The 22,791-nt window shown below is 61.7% G+C and carries 23 protein-coding genes and 1 pseudogene; 17 read left to right on the top strand and 7 right to left on the bottom strand.

Features of this window, described 5'->3' with window-relative positions:
* Positions 1-150: 150 nt before the first annotated feature.
* A complete protein-coding gene (locus J8I87_RS38735; RefSeq protein ID WP_245254478.1) occupies positions 151-702 on the top strand; it encodes a hypothetical protein in 552 nt (183 codons plus the stop codon).
* Positions 690-911 carry a hypothetical protein gene (locus tag J8I87_RS45275; protein ID WP_245254477.1) on the top strand — a complete coding sequence of 74 codons (222 nt, stop codon included), beginning with the start codon at positions 690-692 and terminating at the stop codon, positions 909-911. The genes J8I87_RS38735 and J8I87_RS45275 overlap by 13 nt, the downstream gene beginning before the upstream one ends.
* Positions 912-1,354: 443 nt before the next feature.
* Here J8I87_RS45275 and J8I87_RS38730 read toward each other — a convergent pair whose 3' ends face one another.
* The 4 genes from J8I87_RS38730 to J8I87_RS38715 form a co-directional block, all read right to left on the bottom strand.
* Entirely contained in the window at positions 1,355-1,621 is a 267-nt protein-coding gene (locus tag J8I87_RS38730; protein WP_245254476.1) for a hypothetical protein, read from the bottom strand.
* A 43-nt stretch (positions 1,622-1,664) separates the two neighbouring features.
* Positions 1,665-2,597, bottom strand: coding sequence for an electron transfer flavoprotein subunit alpha/FixB family protein (locus J8I87_RS38725; protein ID WP_209937683.1), 933 nt, complete (start codon positions 2,595-2,597; stop codon positions 1,665-1,667).
* Positions 2,598-2,625: 28 nt separating this feature from the next.
* Positions 2,626-3,375 (bottom strand): electron transfer flavoprotein subunit beta/FixA family protein, encoded by a 750-nt coding sequence (locus J8I87_RS38720; protein WP_209937682.1) that lies wholly within the window; start codon positions 3,373-3,375, stop codon positions 2,626-2,628.
* Positions 3,376-3,747: 372 nt separating this feature from the next.
* Positions 3,748-4,743 carry an AraC family transcriptional regulator gene (locus J8I87_RS38715; RefSeq protein ID WP_209937689.1) on the bottom strand — a complete coding sequence of 332 codons (996 nt, stop codon included), beginning with the start codon at positions 4,741-4,743 and terminating at the stop codon, positions 3,748-3,750.
* Positions 4,744-4,959: 216 nt separating this feature from the next.
* On the opposite strand from J8I87_RS38715, the gene J8I87_RS38710 reads away from it, so the two are divergent.
* From J8I87_RS38710 to J8I87_RS38650, 14 genes and pseudogenes are all read left to right on the top strand, one after another.
* Complete coding sequence (locus J8I87_RS38710; RefSeq protein ID WP_209937681.1) at positions 4,960-6,015, top strand: 3-keto-5-aminohexanoate cleavage protein; 1,056 nt, start codon at positions 4,960-4,962, stop codon at positions 6,013-6,015.
* A gap of 137 nt (positions 6,016-6,152) precedes the next feature.
* Positions 6,153-7,493: an MFS transporter gene (locus J8I87_RS38705; protein WP_209937680.1), complete on the top strand. Its 1,341-nt coding sequence runs from the start codon at positions 6,153-6,155 to the stop codon at positions 7,491-7,493.
* A gap of 50 nt (positions 7,494-7,543) precedes the next feature.
* A complete protein-coding gene (locus J8I87_RS38700) occupies positions 7,544-9,568 on the top strand; it encodes an acetoacetate--CoA ligase (protein WP_280923143.1) in 2,025 nt (674 codons plus the stop codon).
* Positions 9,569-9,645: 77 nt separating this feature from the next.
* On the top strand, positions 9,646-10,626 hold the full coding sequence (locus J8I87_RS38695; protein WP_209937679.1) for a quinone oxidoreductase: 981 nt from the start codon (positions 9,646-9,648) through the stop codon (positions 10,624-10,626).
* A 25-nt stretch (positions 10,627-10,651) separates the two neighbouring features.
* Positions 10,652-11,500 (top strand): TauD/TfdA dioxygenase family protein, encoded by an 849-nt coding sequence (locus J8I87_RS38690; RefSeq protein ID WP_209937677.1) that lies wholly within the window; start codon positions 10,652-10,654, stop codon positions 11,498-11,500.
* Positions 11,501-11,508: 8 nt separating this feature from the next.
* Positions 11,509-13,152: a fatty acid--CoA ligase gene (locus J8I87_RS38685; RefSeq protein ID WP_209937676.1), complete on the top strand. Its 1,644-nt coding sequence runs from the start codon at positions 11,509-11,511 to the stop codon at positions 13,150-13,152.
* 90 nt (positions 13,153-13,242) lie between these two features.
* Positions 13,243-13,608: a Rieske (2Fe-2S) protein gene (locus J8I87_RS38680; protein WP_209937675.1), complete on the top strand. Its 366-nt coding sequence runs from the start codon at positions 13,243-13,245 to the stop codon at positions 13,606-13,608.
* A gap of 144 nt (positions 13,609-13,752) precedes the next feature.
* Positions 13,753-14,904, top strand: coding sequence for a porin (locus tag J8I87_RS38675; RefSeq protein ID WP_209937674.1), 1,152 nt, complete (start codon positions 13,753-13,755; stop codon positions 14,902-14,904).
* 29 nt (positions 14,905-14,933) lie between these two features.
* Complete coding sequence (locus J8I87_RS38670; RefSeq protein WP_209937673.1) at positions 14,934-15,314, top strand: BON domain-containing protein; 381 nt, start codon at positions 14,934-14,936, stop codon at positions 15,312-15,314.
* A gap of 396 nt (positions 15,315-15,710) precedes the next feature.
* Positions 15,711-16,896 (top strand): annotated as a pseudogene (gene bktB / locus J8I87_RS38665) (beta-ketothiolase BktB).
* An 11-nt stretch (positions 16,897-16,907) separates the two neighbouring features.
* Entirely contained in the window at positions 16,908-17,759 is an 852-nt protein-coding gene (locus J8I87_RS38660; RefSeq protein ID WP_209937672.1) for a 3-hydroxybutyryl-CoA dehydrogenase, read from the top strand.
* A 578-nt stretch (positions 17,760-18,337) separates the two neighbouring features.
* On the top strand, positions 18,338-19,057 hold the full coding sequence (locus tag J8I87_RS38655; protein WP_209937670.1) for a glutathione S-transferase family protein: 720 nt from the start codon (positions 18,338-18,340) through the stop codon (positions 19,055-19,057).
* 191 nt (positions 19,058-19,248) lie between these two features.
* A complete protein-coding gene (locus J8I87_RS45840) occupies positions 19,249-19,392 on the top strand; it encodes an alpha/beta fold hydrolase (RefSeq protein WP_280923144.1) in 144 nt (47 codons plus the stop codon).
* Positions 19,392-20,108: an alpha/beta fold hydrolase gene (locus J8I87_RS38650; RefSeq protein WP_280923142.1), complete on the top strand. Its 717-nt coding sequence runs from the start codon at positions 19,392-19,394 to the stop codon at positions 20,106-20,108. The genes J8I87_RS45840 and J8I87_RS38650 overlap by 1 nt, the downstream gene beginning before the upstream one ends.
* Before the next feature lie 488 nt (positions 20,109-20,596).
* On the opposite strand, the gene J8I87_RS38645 is transcribed toward J8I87_RS38650, so the two are convergent.
* A complete protein-coding gene (locus J8I87_RS38645; protein WP_209937669.1) occupies positions 20,597-21,046 on the bottom strand; it encodes an SET domain-containing protein in 450 nt (149 codons plus the stop codon).
* Between the two features lie 320 nt (positions 21,047-21,366).
* Here J8I87_RS38645 and J8I87_RS38640 point away from each other — a divergent pair, with 320 nt between their 5' ends.
* Complete coding sequence (locus J8I87_RS38640) at positions 21,367-21,645, top strand: HU family DNA-binding protein (protein WP_209937668.1); 279 nt, start codon at positions 21,367-21,369, stop codon at positions 21,643-21,645.
* A gap of 26 nt (positions 21,646-21,671) precedes the next feature.
* On the opposite strand, the gene J8I87_RS38635 is transcribed toward J8I87_RS38640, so the two are convergent.
* Both J8I87_RS38635 and J8I87_RS38630 read right to left on the bottom strand, forming a co-directional pair.
* Positions 21,672-21,914: a hypothetical protein gene (locus tag J8I87_RS38635; protein WP_209937667.1), complete on the bottom strand. Its 243-nt coding sequence runs from the start codon at positions 21,912-21,914 to the stop codon at positions 21,672-21,674.
* A 430-nt stretch (positions 21,915-22,344) separates the two neighbouring features.
* Positions 22,345-22,614, bottom strand: coding sequence for a DUF1488 family protein (locus tag J8I87_RS38630; protein WP_209937666.1), 270 nt, complete (start codon positions 22,612-22,614; stop codon positions 22,345-22,347).
* Between the last annotated feature and the right edge of the window lie 177 nt (positions 22,615-22,791).

The following is a 22,791-nucleotide window of genomic DNA, read 5'->3' as shown; positions in this document are numbered from 1 at the left end:
ACCCCATTGTCGCGCGGGGACCCGTTCCGGGACGCAAGCGGTAGCGCTCAACAGGTAGGGCAATCGCGGATCAGCGTCTGCGCGCGAAAGCAGTGGCAAGGCATTCAGAGAACGAATCCACGCTTACATACGGAACCGGAGAACCGAACCGTGCATCATCTAGGCATTGCCGTCATTGTGTTTGCATGTGTATTTAGTAGCGCCCTGCTCGGATTGTATCTGCACTCCCTGTTGCCAGAGCCCCATCTCAGCGATGAATCGGTCAGCGTCATCAAGCTGACGATCGGATTGATAGCCACGATGGCCGCGTTAGTGCTGGGACTGCTGATCTCGTCGGCGAAAAATTCGTTCGATGCCGCGAACGCCGCGGTCGTACGCGAGGCCACCAATATCATTCTGCTCGATCGCACGCTGGCCCAATATAGATCGGAGACGCAGGAGATCGGTACCTTGCTGAAGCAGTTCACCACCAGGGGAATGCTGAAGGTCACTTCTGGTGACCCGGATCAGTTGGCAAGCATGCGCAGTCCCGAGGATCTTAAACAGGGGGAGGACATTCAACACAGGCCGGCGGAACTCTCGCCGCATAGCGAAACGCAACGTCGGCTACAGGGGGTGCCATCCAGATCGCCCGCGAAGGGCTCGCGATGCGAGAGCTTGCGCTGCTACAAGCAGCAGGCTCAACCCCCATGCCGCTACTGATAACGCTAGTGTTGTGGCTGTGCATCATCTTCGGCTCGTTTGGGCTCTTCACGTCCCCGAACACGGCTGTCACCACAACGTTTTTTCTCGGTGCAGTCTCCACTTCCATCGCAACATTTCTGATCCTGGAAATGAACACACCGCTCGGCGGGATTATCACTGTCTCGCTTGCGCCGTTGCGCGAGGCGCTCACCATGCTTGGCCAGTAGACACGGATTTTCCAGGCCCTTGCGCCTGTTTTCTTGAGAACTGCCGTTGGGGCTATGCGGGACCGTACGGCAGAGTGGGCCCTTCACCGACTCCGTCAGGCGCTGAACGGCCATGAAGGGACGTTCGTCCGGTGTGCCACTCGGACATTCAGACGGCGGCTCCGCTCAGCTACCGGCCATTCGATCGCCGAGAGCAACTGGTACTTCATCGACAAATGCCGACAGTGCGGCAACGGCATCGAGGAGGCCGCTATAAGTCACCTTCTTGACCTTCGGCACTGAGGCCATTCACGAAACGAGCATTGGGTCGTATAGAGCAGACCTGGCCGCCCCAAATCTGCTCACCAGGCGTATCCCACCTTGAATACGCGCGATTGCGTGCGGCAACATCGGCGGGACAGGGGCTCGATAGGCAACAAGGCACGGCAGCAAGCGCAGCCAGTTCACGCGACGCGTCGTCGTAGAAGGTCGCCTCGTACCGTTTCGTCTCCCCATCTTTGAGTGCGCAGCTTGGCGCCACGAATCGCCTCGTCGAAGTTTTTTTCCGTGGCAACGTGCCGATGATCGACGCTGACCAACCAGCTACCTTCAGCGCAACACCAACGTATTCGACGTTCCTCGACCAGGCCAGCAAACCATCGCCAGATATCCGCATCCTCAGCATTGGCCGCATTCGCAGCGCTTTGGCGGATCTGCTTTGAAAGATCCAACGGTTCCTCCATCAGGGAGAGCGATCAGCAAGTCACAAATATTTCAAATGCCGCTTACCAGCTCCGGCACGACCGTGAACAGATCGCCGACGAGGCCGTAATCCGCGACGCTGAAAATCGGCGCTTCTTCGTCCTTGTTGATCGCGACGATCACCTTCGAGTCCTTCATGCCGGCCAGATGCTGGATCGCGCCCGAGATGCCGACGGCGATATACAGCTGCGGTGCGACGATCTTGCCGGTTTGACCGACCTGATAGTCGTTCGGCACGTAGCCAGCGTCGACGGCTGCGCGCGAGGCGCCCATGGCTGCGCCGAGCTTGTCGGCCAGCGGCTCCAGCACTTTCGTGTAGTTTTCGCCGCTGCCCAGGCCCCGGCCGCCCGACACGATGATGTTCGCCGACGTCAGTTCCGGACGATCCAGCTTCGTCACTTCGCGGCTCACGAACGCCGAGAGACCGCTATCAGCCGCAGCCTCGATCTTCTCAACCGATGCGCTGCCGCCTTCGGCTGCAACCGGGTCGAAGCCCGTCGCGCGAACCGTGATGACCTTGATGGGATCAGCCGATTGCACGATCGCGATGGCGTTGCCCGCGTAGATCGGGCGCTCGAACGTGTCGGCCGAATCGACAGCCGTGATGTCGCTGATCTGCGCGACGTCGAGCTTCGCCGCGATGCGCGGCGCGATGTTCTTGCCGTAAGCGGTCGCGGGCGCGAGGACGTGCGAATAGTCCTTCGCGATATTCAGCACCGTCGCCTCAACGTTTTCCGCGAGGCCTTCGGCCAGTTGCGGCGCGTCGGCGAGCAGCACCTTCGCGACGCCCGCGATCTTCGCCGCTGCATCGGCTGCAGCCTGCGCATTGTGGCCCGCGACCAGCACATGGATATCACCGCCGATCTTCTGTGCCGCCGCCACCGCGTTCAGCGTTGCAGCCTTGATCGACGCGTTGTCGTGTTCAGCAATTACCAGAATCGTCATTTCATTCGTCTCCGTGTGCCCGTAAAAATCAAAGCACCTTGGCTTCCGTCTTGAGCTTCTCGACCAGCGTCTTCACGTCGGCCACCTTCACGCCAGCCGAGCGCTTCGGCGGCTCGCTGACCTTCAGCGTCTTCAGACGAGGCGTGACGTCGACGCCCAGGTCTTCGGGCTTCACGGTTTCGAGCGGCTTCTTCTTCGCCTTCATGATGTTCGGCAGCGTCACGTAGCGCGGCTCGTTCAGGCGCAGATCGGTTGTGACTACTGCGGGCAGCTTCAGCGACATCGTTTCCGCGCCGCCATCCACTTCGCGCGACACGGTCGCCTTGCCGTCAGCGACGACAACCTTCGATGCAAACGTCGCCTGCGGCAGATTCGCCAGCGCGGCCAGCATCTGGCCCGTCTGGTTCGAATCGTCGTCGATGGCCTGCTTGCCGAGAATCACCAGCTGCGGCTGTTCCTTGTCGACCAGCGCCTTCAGCAGCTTCGCGACAGCCAGCGGCTGCAGGTCTTCGTTCGATTCGATCAGGATCGCGCGGTCCGCGCCGATTGCCAGCGCCGTGCGCAGCGTTTCCTGACATTGCGCCACGCCCGCCGATACGGCGATCACTTCCGTCGCCACGCCCGCTTCCTTCAGACGCACGGCTTCTTCGACGGCGATTTCGTCGAACGGATTCATCGACCTCTTCACATTGGCGATGTCGACGCCCGTGTTGTCCGACTTCACGCGGACCTTCACGTTGTAGTCAATCACGCGCTTCACCGCGACAAGAACTCTCACAAAACTCTCCTACGCGAAAACATTCAGACCAACGTCGTCCCGTATACTGCGCAATCCAGCTTCAAAGACAGCTTGATCATGTCGGCGGTTGCGAACAGCAGCGGGAACAACCATTGGGAACATCGTATCGCTGAAGGCCGAAGAATCGGCTGTCCAAACAGGCTCATCTACTGACCAATCTGGCCAGGCGATCACGATAGGCGTTCCACACCTAACGTCGGACAGCGATCATCGGGGGTAGTCTCGTAACGCCGCCGGCACGGCATGAAACGTCCTCATCTCAACCGCCCGGCGAATTGCTGCAGGTGCGCCAGCCCTCGGCGACCCATGTTGGAACCACGCTGAATAAACGGCCATGCACGCGGGAATGGGTCATTGCTTCATCTGCGCATTCCGCCACGCACGAGGTGATGTGCCAAACCGCGCCGTGAACCATTGCGTGAACGTTGACTGTCTGGAATAGCCGAGTAACGTTGCCACGCGCCCGATCGGGTAACGACGATTGGTCAGGTAGCGTACTGCGAGCTCCTTGCGAACTTCTTCGACCAGATTTGAGAAATTGGTACCGGCCATATCGAGCTGGCGCTGCATCGTGCGTACGCTCAGGTGAAGCTGCCGTGCGACCTGATCAACGGCAGCTTGCTCAATGGGCAGCAGCACGTAGACGGTCTTGCGCACCTCCAGCACGATTGAGTGCGGCTCCGAAAAATTAAGAGGATTGGCCAGGCTTTCCGCATATCTCACGAGTTCCGGGTCCGCATTCGGATTCGGGCGGTCGAGATCCTCGGCGGCGCAGACAATGCCGTTGAAGTCGCTGTCGAATTCCACCGGGCATCCAAAGAAACGCCGGTAAAAGTTCATGCTGGCGGGCGCGGGATGCGTGAAGTTGACGCTTCGTGGCTGCCAGTGTTCTCCCAGGAGCGCGACGCAGGTGCGGGCCAGCACCCCGATGGCGAGTTCGGTTGCCTGGCGCGTCGGAATTCCTTGCTCGGCGACGATCTCCTCGCGGATCACAACCACACTTTCGCCAGCTTCCACGTAAATCGCCAGCGCTTCGTTGAGCAGATGGCGGTACTGGATCGCCGCCAGCAGGACCTCACGCAGGGTACGCTTGTGCGAGAGCAATAGTTCGAGCATGCCGAAATCGAGTGGCTGGCGACTGTCGGCCATCTCCAGGCCGAACGTCGGGCACTTCGCATTTGACGAAGCACTTTCCAGCAGCAGGCACACGGCGGTGATCGGAATGCGATGGTCCAGATTCGCCAGGACAGTGGCATCGAGACCCACCTCGCGCAACAGTTGCTGGGGCACCTGCCCGTGCCGCCGGGCCACCTGCAGGAGGCCGCTCAACGCTCGCGCACGGACCATCGGTTCCGTCACCTGGATCTCCTTGATGCGCAGGTCGTGCCCTATAACAGCACTTTGAGTGCGCCGCTAACGGCTTCTACAGAGGGTTTCTACGGAGTGGCACCAGAACGAAAATAACTGGCACCTGAACGAAATAGTCTATCTCATGGACGGCCTACAGTGTGGACATACGCCGAACCGCACATCGGTATCGGATCAACACCCAGGAGCCAATCCATGCAATTCCTCGACGACTCGCTTCACCCCCAAAACCAGCAGAAGGTTGTCATCACTGTCGCCCCTTACGCCCCCGAGTGGATGCCTTCCGATTTCCCGGAAGACATTGCGGTAACCATGGACGAGCAGATCCAGAAGGCCGTTGACTGCTACGAAGCCGGAGCAAGGGTGCTGCACCTGCACGTGCGCGAACTCGATGGCAAAGGCTCGAAGCGCCTGTCCAAGTTCAACGAACTGATCGCCGGCGTGCGCGAGGCGGTACCCGACATGATCATCCAGGTCGGTGGCTCCATCTCGTTCGCACCGGAAGATGAAGGCCAGGCCGCGAAATGGCTGTCCGACGACACCCGCCACATGCTGGCCGAACTGGACCCGAAGCCGGACCAGGTGACGATTGCGATCAACACCACGCAGATGAACATCATGGAGTTGATGACGCCGGAGGCAGTGGCAGGTACCTCGCTGGCTGAGCCGGCATTGCAGCAAGCCTATCGCGAGATGACGGTCCCGGCAGGTCCGGGCTGGGTTGAAGAGCACCTGCGGCGCCTGCAGGCTGCCGGTATCCAGCCGCATTTCCAGCTCGCGGGCGTTCACTCCTACGACACGATCGAACGCATGATCCGCCGCGGCATCTACAAGGGCCCCGTCAACCTGACCTGGATCGGCATCGCCGGTGGCGCCGACGGCCCCAATCCCTACAACTTTATGTACCTCCTGCAGCGCGCAGCCGACGGCGTCTGCGTCACGTCCGAGTCTCTTCTGCACAACGTGCTGCCGCTCAACATGATGTCGATGGCAATGGGCTTCCATCCTCGCGTCGGCACAGAGGACACGCTCACCGATCAACGCGGCAAGCGCATGACCTCCGTGCAGCAGATCCAGCAGTGCGTGCGCGTCGCCCATGAACTCGGGCGCGACATCGCCACCGGCAAGGAAGCCCGCGAAATCTACCGCATTGGTACCTGGTACGACAGTGTTGACGAAACGCTGGCAGCGAACGGCATGGCGCCCAGCCGCCAGCCGGGGATCAGGGGCGTTCCGCTGCGCGCTGCCTGAGAGGCAGATCGTTCGTCGTAACACGAGTATGCCGTTGCTTCGCAGACCTTGCGAAGCAACGAACTTTCGATCTCGTTGTGAGATCGCCAGAGAAAAAGAGGCTCTCCATGCAAGAGCCCTGCTTCGGAGACTAAATCATGAACTTGCATTCCGCCGCGCCGCGTTCGGACGACGGCGACGGCTACCTCGTCAATCGGCGTCAGGCGTGGTTCGCCTTCGCGATGACCTTCGCGCTGATGTTGTTCGATTACATCGATCGTCAGGTGATCGTGTCCCTGTTTCCCTATCTGAAAGCGAACTGGGGGTTGTCGGACATGCAACTCGGTAGCCTTGTCTCGATCATTTCCATCGTGGTCGCGGTGGGCGGGCTCCCGGTTGCGTTGATCGCCGACCGCTTCAGCCGCGTCAAGAGCATCTTCGTGATGGCTGCCGTGTGGAGCGTGGCAACGATTTCCTGCATGTTCGCGCGCAACTACAGTCAGCTCTTCCTGGCGCGGGCCGTCGTGGGCGCCGGTGAAACGGGATATGGGTCGGTCGGTGGGGCGTTGATCGTCAGCCTGTTTCCCAAGCGCCTGCGTGCCACGCTGATAGGAGCGTTCCTCGCAGCGGCCTCGATCGGGTCCGTGCTCGGCGTGATGCTGGGTGGCGTCGTTGCGGTTCACTGGGGCTGGAAGGCCGCCTTCGGTGTGGTCGGCATTCCGGGCCTGGTCCTGGCGCTCCTGTATCTGCTGGTCCCAGATTACAAGACAGTCAAGCTCGCACCCCGGACGGACCACAAGCGACAGACGGCAGGCGGCTTTGCGAAGCAGATCGCCACGGCACTGGCCAGCTCTCCGGCCGTCTGGTGGACATGCGTCGGTGCAGCCTGCCAGCTCGTCGTCGTCTCAATGATCTGGTCGTGGCTTCCGAGCTACTTCCACCGGTTCCATGGCGCGGCCCCGGACAAGGCGGCCATGCACGCCGCGGTGATCGTGCTGTGCGGCGCCATCGGCTCGGTCGCCTGGGGCGTGATTGCGGATAGGCTCGCCGTTCGCCGGCCGCGCAACAAGCTCGTGCTGATGGCGGTTCTGTCGGCCGCAACTTTGCTGGTCTTTGCGACTGCGTTCGGCGCGATGGAAGCGTCCAGTTGGCAGTTTCTCGTGATTGCCCTGGGCGGATTCCTGATGATGTGCACGCTGGCACCGACTGCCAGCGTGGTGTTCAACGTGATTCATCCCGGCGTCCGGGCGACGGGGGCGGCCATGCTGTCGCTGTTCCAGAATCTCTTCGGCCTTGCCGTTGGCCCCTTCGTGGGCGGCCTGGTGTCCGATGCGTGGGGCTTGCAAACGGCGCTTGCGGTCCTGCCGGCGTTCGGTCTGCTCGCCGCCCTGTGTTTTCTGCTGGCCATGCGCACGTACGAAACGGAGCTTGCGAAGTTGGAGCATATCCGGCTGGATGCCGCGGCCTCGCCGGGGTCGCCGATGGCGGTATCCGCCTGAGCCGCGCAGCCACACCTTGATAGCACACACCCCTTATCGGTACCCAAGCAATGAGCATTACCATTAGTCCGACCCTGAACGACGGTGCGCTGACGCCGCCGACACTTGAATTGCCTGCCTGGTCGCCGTCCTCATCCGTCGTCGACAACGCCCGCGTCACGCAATTCATGCGATGGCTCGAGCAGGAGCGCGGCCTGTCGTTTGCGAACTACGACGCCCTGTGGCAGTGGTCAGTCGACGAGATCGATGCCTTCTGGCTGGCGCTGTGGGAATGGGCCGCGATTCCGTCGGTCCAGAGGCCCCGCGTCGCACTGGCTGAAGCCACGATGCCGGGCGCCGCGTGGTTCCCGGGCGTGCAGATGAACTACGTCGAACAGGTGTTTCGACACGCCGCGGCTGGCCGGCCCGCCATTGTCTATCGCAACGAGGCGGGCGAGACGGGAGAAATGAGCTGGGCCGAACTGGAACGTCAGGTCGCGAGCCTGGCAGCCTCCCTGCGCAGCATGGGTGTGGTTCGGGGCGACAGGGTTGCGGCCTATCTGTCCAATACCCCGCACGCGATCGTTGCGTTCCTCGCCGTGGCAAGCATCGGCGCGATCTGGTCGGCCTGCGCGCCCGACATGGGTGAACTGGCCGTGCTGGATCGCTTCCGCCAGATCGAGCCCAAGGTCATGATCGCCGTTGACGGCTACCGGTATGGCGGCAAGGAATTCGATCGCCGGCCGGTATTGCGCACGCTGCTGGAGCAGTTGCCGAGCGTCGAGCATGTCGTCGTCGTTCCGGCGTTGCGTTGCCAGGACGATCGCCATGGGCTTTCCAACGCGGTGACGTGGGCCGACGTGATTGCCGAACACGCGACGCCGCTCGACGTCGAGCATGTGCCGTTCGACCATCCGCTGTGGATTGTCTACTCGTCAGGCACGACAGGCCTGCCGAAGCCCATCGTCCACTCGCAGGGCGGCATCGTTCTCGAGCATGTCAAGCTCACCACGCTTCATCTGGATCTGCATGCCGGTGACCGATTCTTCTGGCAGGCAAGCACCGGCTGGATCATGTGGAACCTGCAGGTCGGCGGACTGCTCGCAGGCGCGACGGTATGCCTGTTCGACGGCAATCCCGGCTATCCGGACATGAACGCGCTCTGGCGATTCATCGGCGAAGCGGGTGTGAACTTTTTCGGTGCGGGCGCAGCGTACTTTCAGGCCTGTGAAAAATCCGCTATCGAGCCCTGCAAGGTCGCCGACCTTGCGCGGCTGCGCGCTATTGGCTCGACGGGTTCTCCGCTGGCGCCTGAAGGCTACCGCTGGATCCTCGATCACGTCGGGCCGATCTGGATCAACGCGCTATCGGGTGGCACTGACTTCGCCGGCTGCTTTGTTTCAGGTGTGCCCACGCTGCCCGTCTACCTTGGCGAAATGCAGTGCCGCTGCCTGGGCGCGCGCGTCGAGGCCTTCGATGATGCGGGAAAGGCGGTGATAGATGAGGTCGGCGAGCTGGTCTGCACTGCCCCGATGCCGTCGATGCCGTTGCGCTTCTGGAACGACAAGGACAACGCGCGCTACCGCGACAGCTACTTCGACATGTATCCAGGAGTCTGGCGTCATGGAGACTGGGTGCGCATCACCCCAAGGGGCGGCGCGATCATCTATGGCCGCTCGGACGCCACGATCAATCGCTACGGCATCCGCATGGGTACAAGCGAGTTGTACCGGGCCGTGGAGGAGTTACCCGAGGTGCTGGACAGCATGGTCGTGGATCTCGAATACCTGGGACGTGAGTCTTACATGCCGCTGTTCGTGGTGTTGCGGCCGGGTGTCGAACTGACGCCCGCGCTCACCGAAACCATTCGCCAGCGCATCAAGGTAGCGCTCTCCGCACGGCATGTGCCGAACGAAGTGTTCCAGGTGTCGGCGATTCCGCGCACCTTGTCGGGCAAGAAGATGGAACTGCCAATCAAGAAGCTGCTGCTGGGACAGCCGCTGGACAAGGTAGCCAATCCCGACACCATGGCGAACCCTGAAAGCCTCGACTGGTTCGTCAAGTTTGCCGCCGATCGCACAGCGATGGGACGGTAGTTACGTGTTAGCGCGCCTGCCACGAGGTGCCGATCCGGCACAAGGCTGGCGCCTGTACTGAATGAAGGAGACAAAGCATGGCAAAAGCTGTTCGCTTTTATGAAACTGGTGGCCCCGAAGTCCTGCGCTATGAGGACATGGCGGTGGGCGAACCCGGACCGGGTCAGGTCAGGCTGCGTCACGAGGCGGTCGGCCTCAACTTTGCTGATATCTACTTCCGCACCGGCCTGTATCCGGCGCCGCTGCCCTCGGGCATCGGGACCGAGGCCGCCGGCGTGGTGGAGGCAGTGGGGCCGGACGTGACCAACGTTGTTGTCGGCGATCGTGTGACCTATACGGGCGCGGCAAACACACTCGGCGCATATTGCACGGAGCGGCTGATTCCCGCCGCTCCGCTCATCAGACTGCCCGATGGCATTGCCTGTGATACGGCCGCAGCCATGACGATGCGCGGCCTCACCTCGGCGTACCTGATGCGCCGGATTTACGCCTACAAGGAAGGCGACTCCATCCTGCTGCATGCGGCAGCCGGTGGCGTGGGGCTGATCGTGTCGCAGTGGGCGAAGCTGCTCGGGCTGACGGTGATCGGCACGGTTTCCAGCGAAGCCAAGGCCGAGGTTGCACGCGCCCATGGCTGCGATCACATCATCAACTACAGCCATGAGAATGTCGCCGCGCGGGTGCGCGAGCTGACCGATGGCGTCGGCGTCAACGTGGTGATTGACAGCGTCGGCAAGGACACCTTCGAGGCCTCGCTCGACTCGGTCAAGCGCCGGGGCCTGATCGTCTGCGTCGGGACCGCGTCGGGTCCGATCCCGCCGTTCAATCCGCACATCCTTGCCCTCAAGGGCTCGCCGTACCTGACCCGTCCGGCGCTGGCCGACTACATCGCCGATCCTGCGGAGAAGGCTGAACTGGCCGGCGAGCTGTTCGGCCACGTCGCATCGGGCCGCATCCGGATCGAGATTAACCAGCGCTACGCCCTGGAGGATGCCGCACAGGCCCATCGCGATCTGGAGTCACGCAAGACGACCGGCTCCTCGGTCTTCGTGATCTGAAGATCGCTGCTGCAAGGACATCATCATGCAAATCGAGCAACTGACTTGCGCCCTTGGCGCCGAACTGACGGGCGTCAGGCTGGCCGACGCCGTTCACGACGACGGCCTGTTCACGGAGATCCGCGCCGCGCTGCTCAAGCATCGCGTACTGTTCCTGCGTGACCAGGAAATCAGCCGGGCAGAGCATGTGGCATTCGCCCGGCGCTTCGGCGATCTGGAGGGCCATCCGGTGGCAGGCAGCGACCCCGAGCATCCCGGCCTCGTGCGGATCTACCGCACCCCCGAGCAGCCAAATGACCGCTATGAAAACGCCTGGCATTCCGACGCGACCTGGCGCGAGGCCCCGCCGTTTGGGGCGGTGTTGCGCTGCGTTGAGTGTCCGCCCGTCGGGGGAGACACCACGTGGGCCAACATGGTGCTGGCCTACGAAAAACTCCCGGAACACGTCAAGACGGAGATCGCCGACCTGCGTGCGCGTCACAGCATCGAGGCGGTGTTCGGCGCCATCATGCCGATCGAGAAGCGGCTGGCCCTCAAGGCACAGTATCCCGACGCCGAGCATCCCGTGGTTCGCACGCACCCAGAGACAGGTGAAAAGATCCTCTACGTCAACGTCTTCACGACCCACTTCACCAACTTCCACACCCCGGAACGCGTGCGCTACGGCGCCGATGCCAACCCCGGTGCCGCGGACCTGCTGCGCTACCTGATCAGCCAGGCTGCGATCCCCGAGTACCAGGTGCGCTGGCGCTGGAAGCCCAACAGCATCGCGATCTGGGACAACAGCGCGACGCAGCACTACGCCGTCATGGACTATCCGCCGAGCCATCGCAAGATGGAGCGCGCGGGAATCATTGGAAGCAAACCGTTCTGAGCCCTGCCATGCAAGACAGCCTGATCACGCCGACGCCGTCGGCCTATACCTACCCGCTGCTCGTCAAGCAGCTGCTCCTGAACGCACTGAGCATCCATGGCGACCAGGAAATCACCTATCGCGGCGAATTGCGTTACAGCTTCCGGCAGTTTCGCGAGCGCGTCGGACAGCTCGCGTCCCTGCTGCACGGGCTGGATGTCCGGCACGGCTCTACCGTAGCCGTGATGGACTGGGACAGCCACCGCTACCTGGAAAGCTATTTCGCGATCCCGATGATGGGTGCGACGCTCTTCACGGTCAATGTGCGGCTGTCGGCGCAACAGATCCTCTATACGCTGAACGACTCCCGCGCCGAGGTCGTACTGGTGCATGCGGACTTCGTCCCGGTGCTCGAGGAGATCAAGGCAGAGTTGAAGTTCGTGCGCCAGGCGGTGGTGCTTGCCGACGGTGAATCCGTGCCGACGATGACACTGCCGGTCGCCGGCGAGTACGAGGAACTGATGGCGCGCGCTTCGGCGGATTTCGAATTCCCCGACTTTGACGAAAGGACGCGCGCCGCGACCTTTTACACGACGGGCACAACCGGCGATCCCAAGGGCGTCGCGTACAGCCACCGCGACATCGTCCTGCACGCCATGGGGACAGCCATGAGCCTGTGCGCACCCCGCGAAGGCCAGCGGCTGCATCGGGAGGACGTCTACATGCCGATCACGCCGATGTTCCACGTGCTCGCCTGGGGCATGCCGTATATCGCGGTTATGCTGGGGCTCAAGACCGTGCTGCCCGGACGTTATATCCCCGAGCGCCTGGTCGGCCTGCGCCAGTCGGAAAAGGTCACCTTCTCCCATTGCGTGCCAACCATCCTCAAGATGGTGCTCCAGGCAGCGGACGCGCACGGGCAGGACCTGACGGGCTGGAAGCTCATGATTGGTGGCTCCGCCTTGTCGCCCGCGCTATGTGAGGCTGCGCTCGACCGCGGCATGGATGTCTTTACAGCCTATGGCATGTCGGAGACGGGCCCCATCGTCTCCATGGCGCAACTGCCGCCTGGATACGTACCGAAGGACCGCCAGGAAGAAGTGCGGATGCGCTGCGCGACCGGCCGCCCGGTGCCGTTTGTCGACTTCCGGGTCGTCGATGGGAACATGAAAGACGTCGCGCGCGATGGCAAGCAGCAAGGCGAAATTGTTCTGCGCTCACCGTTCCTCACGAAGACCTACGTCGGCAAGCCAGTGGCGTCCGAAGAGCTTTGGGCCGGAGGCTATCTCCACACGCAGGACATTGCCGTCATGACGCCCGACGGGTTTATCCAGATCGTCGACCGCATCAAGGATGTGATCAAGACGGGCGGCGAATGGGTGTCGTCGATCGAGGTCGAGAGCCTGATCACGGGCGTGGCCGGCGTGCAGGAATGTGCTGTGGTCGGCGTGCGTGATGAGAAGTGGGGAGAACGGCCGATGGCGTTCGTCGTTTGCGAGACGGACGCGGGCGTTTGCGTTGAGGCGATTCGTGAACGGCTGATGCAGCATGTGGATGCAAAGCGAATCAGCAAGTACGCGGTTCCTGACCCGGATCGCATCGCTTTCGTCGAGGAAATTCCCAAAACGAGCGTCGGCAAGATCAACAAGAAGCTGCTGCGTGAGCAGTGCTGACCGGTATGTCGGACCCGGGCAGCACCCGTGAAAGATGATCTTTACGGGACGGGTGCCCGGTTCAGCCGGCCTCATTTCCATCGACAGAACATGACTTGTGAATTTCACTCTGCCGGTAGCTCAAATCTGGTGCCGGTCGCGTTGGCAACTGAGCTTTCCCCGGGCCAACGCAAGCTCGTCTTCGTCGGGGGCAAGAGCGTCGTCCTCTTCAACGTCGGAGGAACGATCCACGCCATTGAGAATTCCTGCCCCCACAACGGGGCGTCCCTGGCGAGCGGCTGCATCGACGGAACGGTATTGCGGTGTCCCGCTCATGGTCTGCGGTTCGATCTGGCGAAGTACGACGACGATACGGCGGGCGCGCTGCGCCTGCAGAGGTTTCCCGTACGCGAGGTCGGAGGTGTGCTGATCTTGCAGACCGATCCGGACGACCAGTGGTCCATGCCAGGCCGCTGAGTCGGTAGTCCTGCAGGGCGGCGCCCATTTTCGGGCAGTCGCGACGATATTCGGCCTGCATAAGCCACCGGCCCCAGTGTTATTGAAGCAATTGCCGTACACCTGCCGTATTTTTCGGTACCCCTAATCAAATGAGGAGACAAAATGAAATTGAAGTGGAGTGGCGCTGCAGCGCTTGTCGTGTTCGCCAGTGCGGCACATGCACAATCGTCAGTCACGCTCTATGGCGTCCTGGATTCCGGTTTCCTCTATCAGAGCGCAAACGCAGCGAACTTCCAGTCCAGGGTGAATCTCGGGCACGTCTTCCAGTATAAGGACGGCGGCATCTATGCGAGCGTCTTTGGCCTGAAAGGCTCCGAGGACATTGGCGGCGGCTTCAAGGTCAACTTCAAGCTGCAAGGCGCGTTCAACAGCGGCACCGGAAGAAGCGGCCTGGCCGATACGCCGACCGCCACGTCGATGTTCACCCAGCAGACGACGGTGGGCGTTTCGAGTCCGTACGGCTCCCTCGACCTGGGTCGGCAGATCGTGCCGATGATCTACGCAATGGCCGACACCGACGTGCGTAACGCCCAATACTTCGGCAGTATCCTGACCGGGTGGCTCGGCCTGAACCAGGCCGCGTTCTGGCAGGGCACGAGCACGAACGGCTCGGTCGGCGCGCTGTATGACGACAACGCGATCGTCTACCGGTCGCCGAAGTTCTATGGCGCATCGCTCGCGCTCGAGTACGCGCCGGGCGGCGTCCCCGGACAATTCCAGGGCGGCACGCGCGAGTCGGCCGTGCTGCAATACTCGAACTACGGCCTGAACCTCGCGGCCGTGTACTACAACGGACACGATTCCAACCCGTTCACGACGACCGCCACTGGAATCGTCACTGCGCCGTCGACGGGCCTGAACAACAACCAGTTCTACTACGTGGGTGCGGAATACACGTTCCACTCGCTCTCCGTGTCGTCGTCCTACAGCCGCGCCCGGAATCCCGCAAATTCGAGCGCGCCCAGAGGGTTCAACCTGGAGATGTACTCCGGGGGGCTTGGCTACAGGTTCACCCCACTCTTCAAGGTCACATCAGGCTTCTATTACCTGCATGACCGGAACGTCGGGGCCAATCACTCGGCCGAATACGCGCTGGGCGCCGAATACAGCGTGTCCAAGCGCACGCTCGCCTACGCGCAGGTCGGGTACGTCGACAACCACGGCAACATGAGCCAGACGATCGTCTACGGTGCGCCCGTTCCGGAAGGCAGGTCGACCACCGCGGCGATGATTGGCATCCGCCACAGCTTCTGATCCCTTCCACCCAACAACTGGAGCATTTCATGACTAGAACAAGGGCATTCGGAATCGCTGGTGCCGCACTGATTGCGCTGGCATCCGTTCATGCCTGGGCGCAGCCCCCAGGCGAAGCCAGCGCCGCTTCGAACGGCACCGCAGTCGCCGCCTCCGGCGGCATGACTGCCAAAGACATCCGCAAGGCCAACCGTGCGCTGCGCAGGACGGTCTACGCTGCCATCGTGAAGCATAAGGAGATCAATGCCGGCGATATCAGCGTCGTAGCGAAGAGCGGCGCGGTGACGCTCGACGGCACAGTCGTGGATGCCTCGCAGATCGACAAGGTCGCCGAGATCGCCCGAGGCGTTCCCGGCGTGACGTCCGTGACCAACAGGCTGACCGTGCAGAAACCATTCGGCGGCCAGTAGGTTGGCTCACCGCTCCATTGGTGCGGCGGCATCCAGCTTCTGAATGGGGCCGCCACACCTTATGGGCGCTCCTGATCGTCACACGCTCGAGATCTGCAGTTCATTTAACAGCGCCATTTGCAGAGGATGTTCGACTGACGGTTTCATGGTCGACAACTGCCCCATGGCTCTAGCGCTCCCAATTCCTGAGGATCTCGCCGAAGGGCGTCGCAGACGAATGCGCGATCCGGCATATCAGATCCAATGGCAGTCATCTCCGGCAACGATCAGATGGCTATGTCGGCCGGTCTCCTGAATGCCTGGTAAGACGGGATAACCTTCAGTGCCACCACCGCGGAAGTGGCCGACATGCCGTACGGCATGTTCACAAATATCACCGGTTTCAAGGAGGTTTTGATGCAGAAAGATGTCGTTGTTGTCAGCGGTGTGCGCACCGCAATCGGAAAGTTCGGCGGCAGCCTGAAAGATGTCCCGACCACGGAACTCGGTGCGCTTGTCGTGCGGGAAGTACTCGCGCGCGCCGGCGTCGTGGGCGCGCAGGTCGGCCATGTGGTGTTCGGCAACGTCATCGCTACCGAACCGAAGGATCTCTATCTGGCGCGCGTCGCTGCCCTCGACGGCGGCGTGGCGGAAGCAACTCCCGCCCTCACCGTCAACCGGCTGTGCGGATCCGGCCTGCAGGCCATCATTTCAGCGGCTCAAACCATCCTGCTGGGTGACGCCGAGGTCGCGATCGGTGGTGGCGCCGAGAACATGAGCCGCGCGCCCTATATCAGCACCGACGCGCGATTTGGAGCGCGCATGGGCGACAGCCGTCTGATCGATATGATGCTCGGCGCGCTGAACGACCCGTTCCAAACGGTTCCAATGGGTGTCACCGCGGAAAATGTCGCTCACAAATTTGGCATCTCGCGCGAGCAGCAGGATGCGCTTGCGATCGAGTCGCATCGACGTGCGGCGACAGCGATTGCAGAAGGACGGTTCAGGGAGCAGATCCTCCCAATTACACGAAACGTCAAAGGCAAGGAAGTCGTGTTCGACACTGACGAGCACGTACGTACGGACGTCGATCCCGCCGGGATGGCTGCGATGCGTCCTCTTCCAGAAGGAAAACGGCACTGTCACGGCGGGCAACGCGTCGGGTGTCAACGACGCCGCCGCCGCCATTCTGATGATGGAGCGGCAAGCTGCGGAACGGCACGGGATCAAGCCGATGGCCCGGCTCGTGTCGTACGCACACGCAGGCGTTGACCCTCGCTACATGGGTATTGGTCCGGTGCCCGCAACCCGAATGGTCCTTGAGCGAGCCGGCCTTCGCATCAGCGACCTCGACGTGATCGAGGCCAATGAAGCGTTTGCCGCGCAGGCGTGCGCCGTTACGCAGGAGCTTCAGCTCGATCCTGCCAGGGTCAATCCGAACGGCTCCGGCATTTCCCTGGGTCACCCGATTGGCGCGACGGGTGCCCTGATCACTGTCAAGGCCCTGTACGAACTCAAGCGCGTCGGTGGCCGGTACGCTCTTGTCACGCTGTGCATCGGCGGTGGCCAGGGCATCGCAGCCATTTTTGAAAACCTTCAGTGAGAAAAGTGGAAGTGAATATCGAACTTGTAGGTGTTATAGGCGCCGGTGCGATGGGCAATGGTATCGCCCAGACCGTTGCCCTCTCCGGTCTTAAGGTGATCATGATCGACGTGACCGATGCTGCCCTCGCCAAGGGCGTCGCGACGCTGAGCAACAGCGTCGAACGCCTCGTCGCCAAAGGCAAACTCAACGCGGATGCGCGCGCAGCCGCGCTCGCCCGGATCGAAACTTCGACTGACTATCAGCGGCTTGCCGACGTCGATCTCGTTATCGAGTCCGCCACGGAAAGCAACGACCTGAAGGTCCGTATCCTTAAGCAGGTCGAGTCGGTGGTTCGGTCCGACGCGATCATCGCGACGAACACATCATCCATCTCGATCACCGCGCTAGGTGGCACGCTTGCCGCCCCCTCGCGGTTCATTGGCATGCACTTCTTCAATCCGGTGCCGCTAATGCCGCTCGTCGAGATCATCCGCGGTATCGCCACGAGTGACCAGACTGTCGAAGCGATACGCGAGATGACCGTGCGCCTCGGCAAATCACCCATCATTGTCAAGAATTCACCGGGATTCGCAGTCAACCGCATTCTCGTGCCGATGATCAATGAAGCGTTCTTCGTTCTGGCCGAGGGCACCGCAACTGCGGAGGAAATTGATGCGGGAATGCGGCTGGGAGCCAATCACCCGATTGGCCCGCTCGCATTGGCTGATATGTTGGGCCTGGACGTCTTGCTGTCCGTCATGGACGTTTATCTGAAGGACTTCGGCGATCCGAAGTACCGCGCATGTCCATTACTACGAGAACTGGTCGCCGCGGGCCGGTTCGGTCGTAAGACCGGCCAGGGTGTCTACACTTACGGGTAAGCGTTGGCAGCCGCAGGCGGCCTCCCGCATCGTCTTCGCGGGAGTGCAGCGCTGGAATCGCGCGGGCCGACCCAGGCAGTCCGCTCACGGTGACTCACTGTATTGAGTGATCTCACCACCCAGGGTGATGGGCATGTTGGGTCTAATTGGCAGGCTCGCCACATAGACGACCGAACTGTCCAGAGAGTTCAGAATTTCCGGGCGCGGTTCCGCCATGGGCGCGTGCAGCCGTGAAGGTGTGCTGGCGATGAACGAAGATCAGTTCTGAGAGAAGAGAATCGGGAAGGAAAGGTGGCGAATCTCGATGCATATGTGCGGGAGGCGCCGCGCTTGCGTGGCCTGGAATCCTCAACCAATTCTGGAAGTCATGCACCTCACGGTAGCGAAGCCCGATGCGTGGCAGGTTTTTGACCGTTCGTAACCGTTGCACCGACAGCTGTTGACGAACGACAGGCGAGCGAAGCCGAAACTGGTATGTTCTATCAATGCGTTGGCATCCGCTGGCGCGATGGTGTTGGTCATTCTGCGGGGGCGCGGCCAGTCGGTCGCTATCGGTCCCCGCAACCTCAGGTACCGCGATGATTACCCTCTATCACTGCATGAGCGCACGTTCCTTCCGCCCCCTCTGGATGATGGAGGAACTCGGCGTCCCGTATGAACTGGTGATGCTTCCATTTCCTCCCCGCGTGCTGGAGCGAACGTACCTCGATGTCAATCCGCTGGGGACGATTCCGTTGATGATCGACGGCGAGACACGCATGACGGAGTCTTCCGCGATCTGTGAGTACCTTTGCGCGGTCAATGCGCCTACACCTTTGCAGATTGAGCCAGGGGAAGACGGGTTCGGCGCATACCTCAACTATCTTCATTTCGGCGAGGCGACGCTCACCTTCCCGCAGACGCTCGTGCTGCGCTATGCCCGCTTCGAGACTGAAGACCGGCGGCAACCGGTGGTGGCAAATGACTATGCCCGTTGGTTTCTCGCGAGGCTGCGCACGTTGGAACCGGTGCTCAGGGAACATGCGTACCTTTGCGCCGGCCGCTTTACGGCGGCCGATGTCTCGGTGGGATACGCGCTGATGCTCGCGCAACATCTGGGGCTAGCGTCGCGGTTCACACCTGCGGTGGCGGCCTACTGGGAAAGCCTGCAAAAACGCGACTCCTATCAGCGTGCGCTACAAGCCCAGGAGGCGGCGGCGATCGCGCAAGGTGTATCGACGCTTCCTGCGCCGGACAGCTTGCTGGATTCGCCTGATGCGCCTGCCTATGCCTCAATCCGCTCAGGTCGCGGTGAGTGATCTTGCCGGTGGGCAGCAGAGGCCCGCGATGGAATTGAGCCGCTCCCCTGTCCCTGTGGCAGAACTGACGTTGACGACCCCGACGCGTTCAGCCACCGATTTGCCGACGTCAATGGCATCCGGATGCACTATGTAGAGGAAGCCAGGGCCCCCTTGTGATCCTGCTCCACGGCTTTCCCTATCTTTGGTACATGTGGAGGCGCCAGATTCCAGCCCTGGCTGCCGCCGGCTTTCGGGTGGTTGCGCCCGATCAACGAGGATTCGGGCGAACAGATCGCCCCGAAGCTGTCGAAGCCCATGATATGAGCCAGGCGGCCGGCGACATGGTCGACTGATGAAGGCGCTGGGTGAGACGTCGGCGGTGATCGTGGGGCATGACCTGGGAGCCTGGGTGGCTCAGGCGGCCACCATGCTGCGACCGGATTTGTTCCGGGCCCTCGTGATGCTCAACACGCCAGTGCCGCCGCGCGGCAAGGTCAGGCCCACTGTCGGCTTGCGGGAGATGGCCAAAGGCAAGGTCTATCACCACCTTTACTTTCAGGAACGCGGCAAGCCGGATCGCGAACTGGCCAGCGATACCCGCAAGACGCTGCGTAGCATCTTCTATTCGGTCTCCGGCAGCGCTGTCGGAACTGAGGGGTGGCGGCTGTTCATCGAACCTGGCGAACCGATTCTCAACGCCTTTACCGACCCCAGGGACTTCCCCTCGTGGCTTTGCCCACGGGCAATTGACCACTACGTCGACGAATACACGCGTACCGGTTTCACCGGCGCCCTGAACTACTACCGCTGCCGCGACCGGAACTGGGAGATCACCGCCTTTCTCGATGGCGCTGTCGTGCGCCAACCGAGCCTTTTCATCGGTGGTGCCGCCGATCCTTCCATCGAACCTGTCGCGATTCGTGGTCTTTATGATCAGCTCGAAGCGCACCTTCCCGGGCTATGGAAGAAGCTGCTGCTGCCTGGAGTAGGTCACAGCGCCGCAGAAGAAGACGCAAATAAGGTCAACGAGCTGATCCTCGAATTCCTGGGGCATGCCCGGGCTCGCTAACTGGTCACATCGGCTTTTTCTGAAGACGAGGCACGTGCGGCCGTGCTTCCTCGAGAATCGCCCCGACGGGCGGGTGAATGACTGTTGTACCCTTGGAAGCAGCCAATTCACCTGCGCCAGAATCAATGACCGGTGAGGGTCGTGAAGACTCATTCGTCGATAGAGAGAGGAGACGTTCGTCGGCACGGGTTTGCGAATGTCAGTGAAGCGACCTTCAGCCGCCGCGCAGCGGGTGACCGTCGATCGTCGGTTTTGGCCGATGTTTTGTCATTGAATCGAGATACCGAGCGGCTGCTCGACGCCCCATACCGACCGTTGCCGATTTGACGACAACCGATGGTACCTGCCCAGGCGAGCGTCGGCTGGGAGCGCAAAGTTCACCGAGGGCCGCTACAAGATGCGCGGGCAGGCGAAAACAGGTACTGCCGGCAAACATAGGTCCAGCGATCGCCATGCAGTCAGGGATATGCGTACGGGCGACGCCGCACTTACGTGGCGATCAATGCACTGCCAAGCATCGATCCACGGCAGACGGGATCGCCGCAATGACACGCGTACTGGACACGGATATCCTCGGTCATCTCGCCGTCGATCGCGAGACTGTAGTCAATGAAAAGTTCTTCGCCAGGCTTGATGCCAGTGAGTGCATGGATGAAGACGCGATCGCCCGTCTCGATTGCCTCGCAGTTGGGTGTACACGCATGGTTCAGGAAGCGGGCGCTGTTCCCGCCGCGACTGCCGTCGATGACGCGGCCGTCAGACAGACCGAACACGAACGTATGGCCGGCCTCCGATCGCTGGCGTGCGGCCGCCCGCCGCCAGCTGGTCACTTCACCCTTGTACTCGATGAGCCGCTCGCCTGCGGCAATGGGCTGTAGCGCAAAAAGTCCCTTGCCATGCACGGAGGAACATCGCGCGGTGATGCGTCGCAATCGCATTGTTTCGTTTCCCTTCGATACGTCTTTTTCTTCACCATTCCCGAGGTGCGAAGCATATCGCTGCCGTCGTGCGTATTCAACGATTCAGATTGTGTTGTGCGCAACTAACGGTCCGGGATTCATCCATGCTTGCCCGGCTTCGCCAAACCCCGCCGACAAGGAGTGGCCACTGGATCGTTTGCAAGGAAGGGTACGCAAGGCGCAGAAAACGCGGCAATATCTTTCTGAAGCCTCGCGGGTTGCCGGATGCGGTACAGCTGCGATAGGGTAAGTGTCCTGTCCCGCGATGCGCGGGCACTTTTATCAGACGGAGCGCATACATGAACAAACATGAACTCATCGATGCGGTCGCTGCCGGCACGGGTGAAAGCAAGGCCAGCACAGGCGAAGCCATTGACGCCATCCTCGAGGCGGTGACGGCCGCCGTTACGCGTGGCGATACCGTTCAGCTGATCGGCTTTGGATCGTTTTCAACGGGCGCCCGCGCCGAACGCACGGGTCGCAATCTGTCGACGGGCGAGGCCATCACGATCCCGGCGGCAAAGACCGTGAAGTTCACGGCTGGCAAGGGGTTCAAGGACGCCGTCAACGCTGCCTGAACCATTGCTCATGCGCACGGAGCCGGTCACTGGACCGACCCTGCCAGTTGCGTTCGCAACTCACGCGCTGCCTGCTCAAGCAGATCGGGCATCAGCAGCTGCGATTCAAGCGGTCCTGCCACGCAGTATTCACCATTGCCTGCGGCATTGATTACGACCATGGCTACACACGCCGCACCCGTTGCATCCCGAACCAGGCCGGCAAGCATGCTGAACTGGCCGGGGCTGCCTGGAGTGTGTGCGGTGACCTTCTGCTTTCCGTCACTCATGTTTCCCTCCATGTAAGCCAGCGTCCCGCCATGATGCCTTTTCAAAAAGCAGCACCGATCATCACTTCACGTGACGCATGCGGGGCGCGCACATGTCATGAATCTCGCGAGTCGGTGAACAGGGGCGCCAGGTCGGCCGCCGCGCGAACAATTGCGAGACGTCCCCGCCATTCACATCGTGCGCTATTGGCACTCATCCAGATGCGAGCGAATTCGACCAGGTGAACCGTCTTGAGCCAGTCTCCCGTTTTCGCCATGGCCACGAGTTCGCCGCCGACGAGATAGCAGAGCCTCCCGGCGCGGGCGTCATCGTCGTTGAAACTTAGAGGACTGACATGATGTCACCAGGACATGCGGACCTTCTGGCCGCAATACAGGCCCGTTTGTGCAGATTGTCGTCGAGCGGCTGGCCAGGCGTCGCTCTGAGCCGTCAGGGGCGCGCGAAATCGTCCCGCGTCAGTTCGAGGCGCGCGGCCGGATGGGCGAGCAGTTTGCGTTCGGCGATCGCCCGGATGCGACCGTATCCGTCGCGGAAGGTCTTCAGGATCCGGGCATCACTGGCCCGGGGTTCGAGCCAGAAGTACGCTTCCAGCGTCGCGATCGTGATCACGCATTCAACCGTGCTGTTCTGGTGCACAAGGCCAAACGCCACGCCGCGGTGATTCGCCAGTACCTGCGGTTCAAGGTCGAGGGTTTCCATAAGCGGTCGGGGCAACACTTCGAGGGGCGTTGAACGGATTTTTGCACAGTCGATGCGGTTTGTGGCCGCTGTGCTGCGCCGGGGCGCCGGCATTCCCGGTTGTGAACGGCGGTTGAAAACCGACAATAAACGGCGGCGTCATAGTGCGGCGGCGCCACGCGCGAGGATGAAGACAGA

The sequence above is a fragment of the Paraburkholderia sp. LEh10 genome (genome assembly GCF_017814945.1).
In the GTDB taxonomy this organism is placed as follows: domain Bacteria; phylum Pseudomonadota; class Gammaproteobacteria; order Burkholderiales; family Burkholderiaceae; genus Paraburkholderia.
Note: the sequence above shows the minus strand (reverse complement) of the source record. Positions and strands in the feature narration are given on the sequence as shown.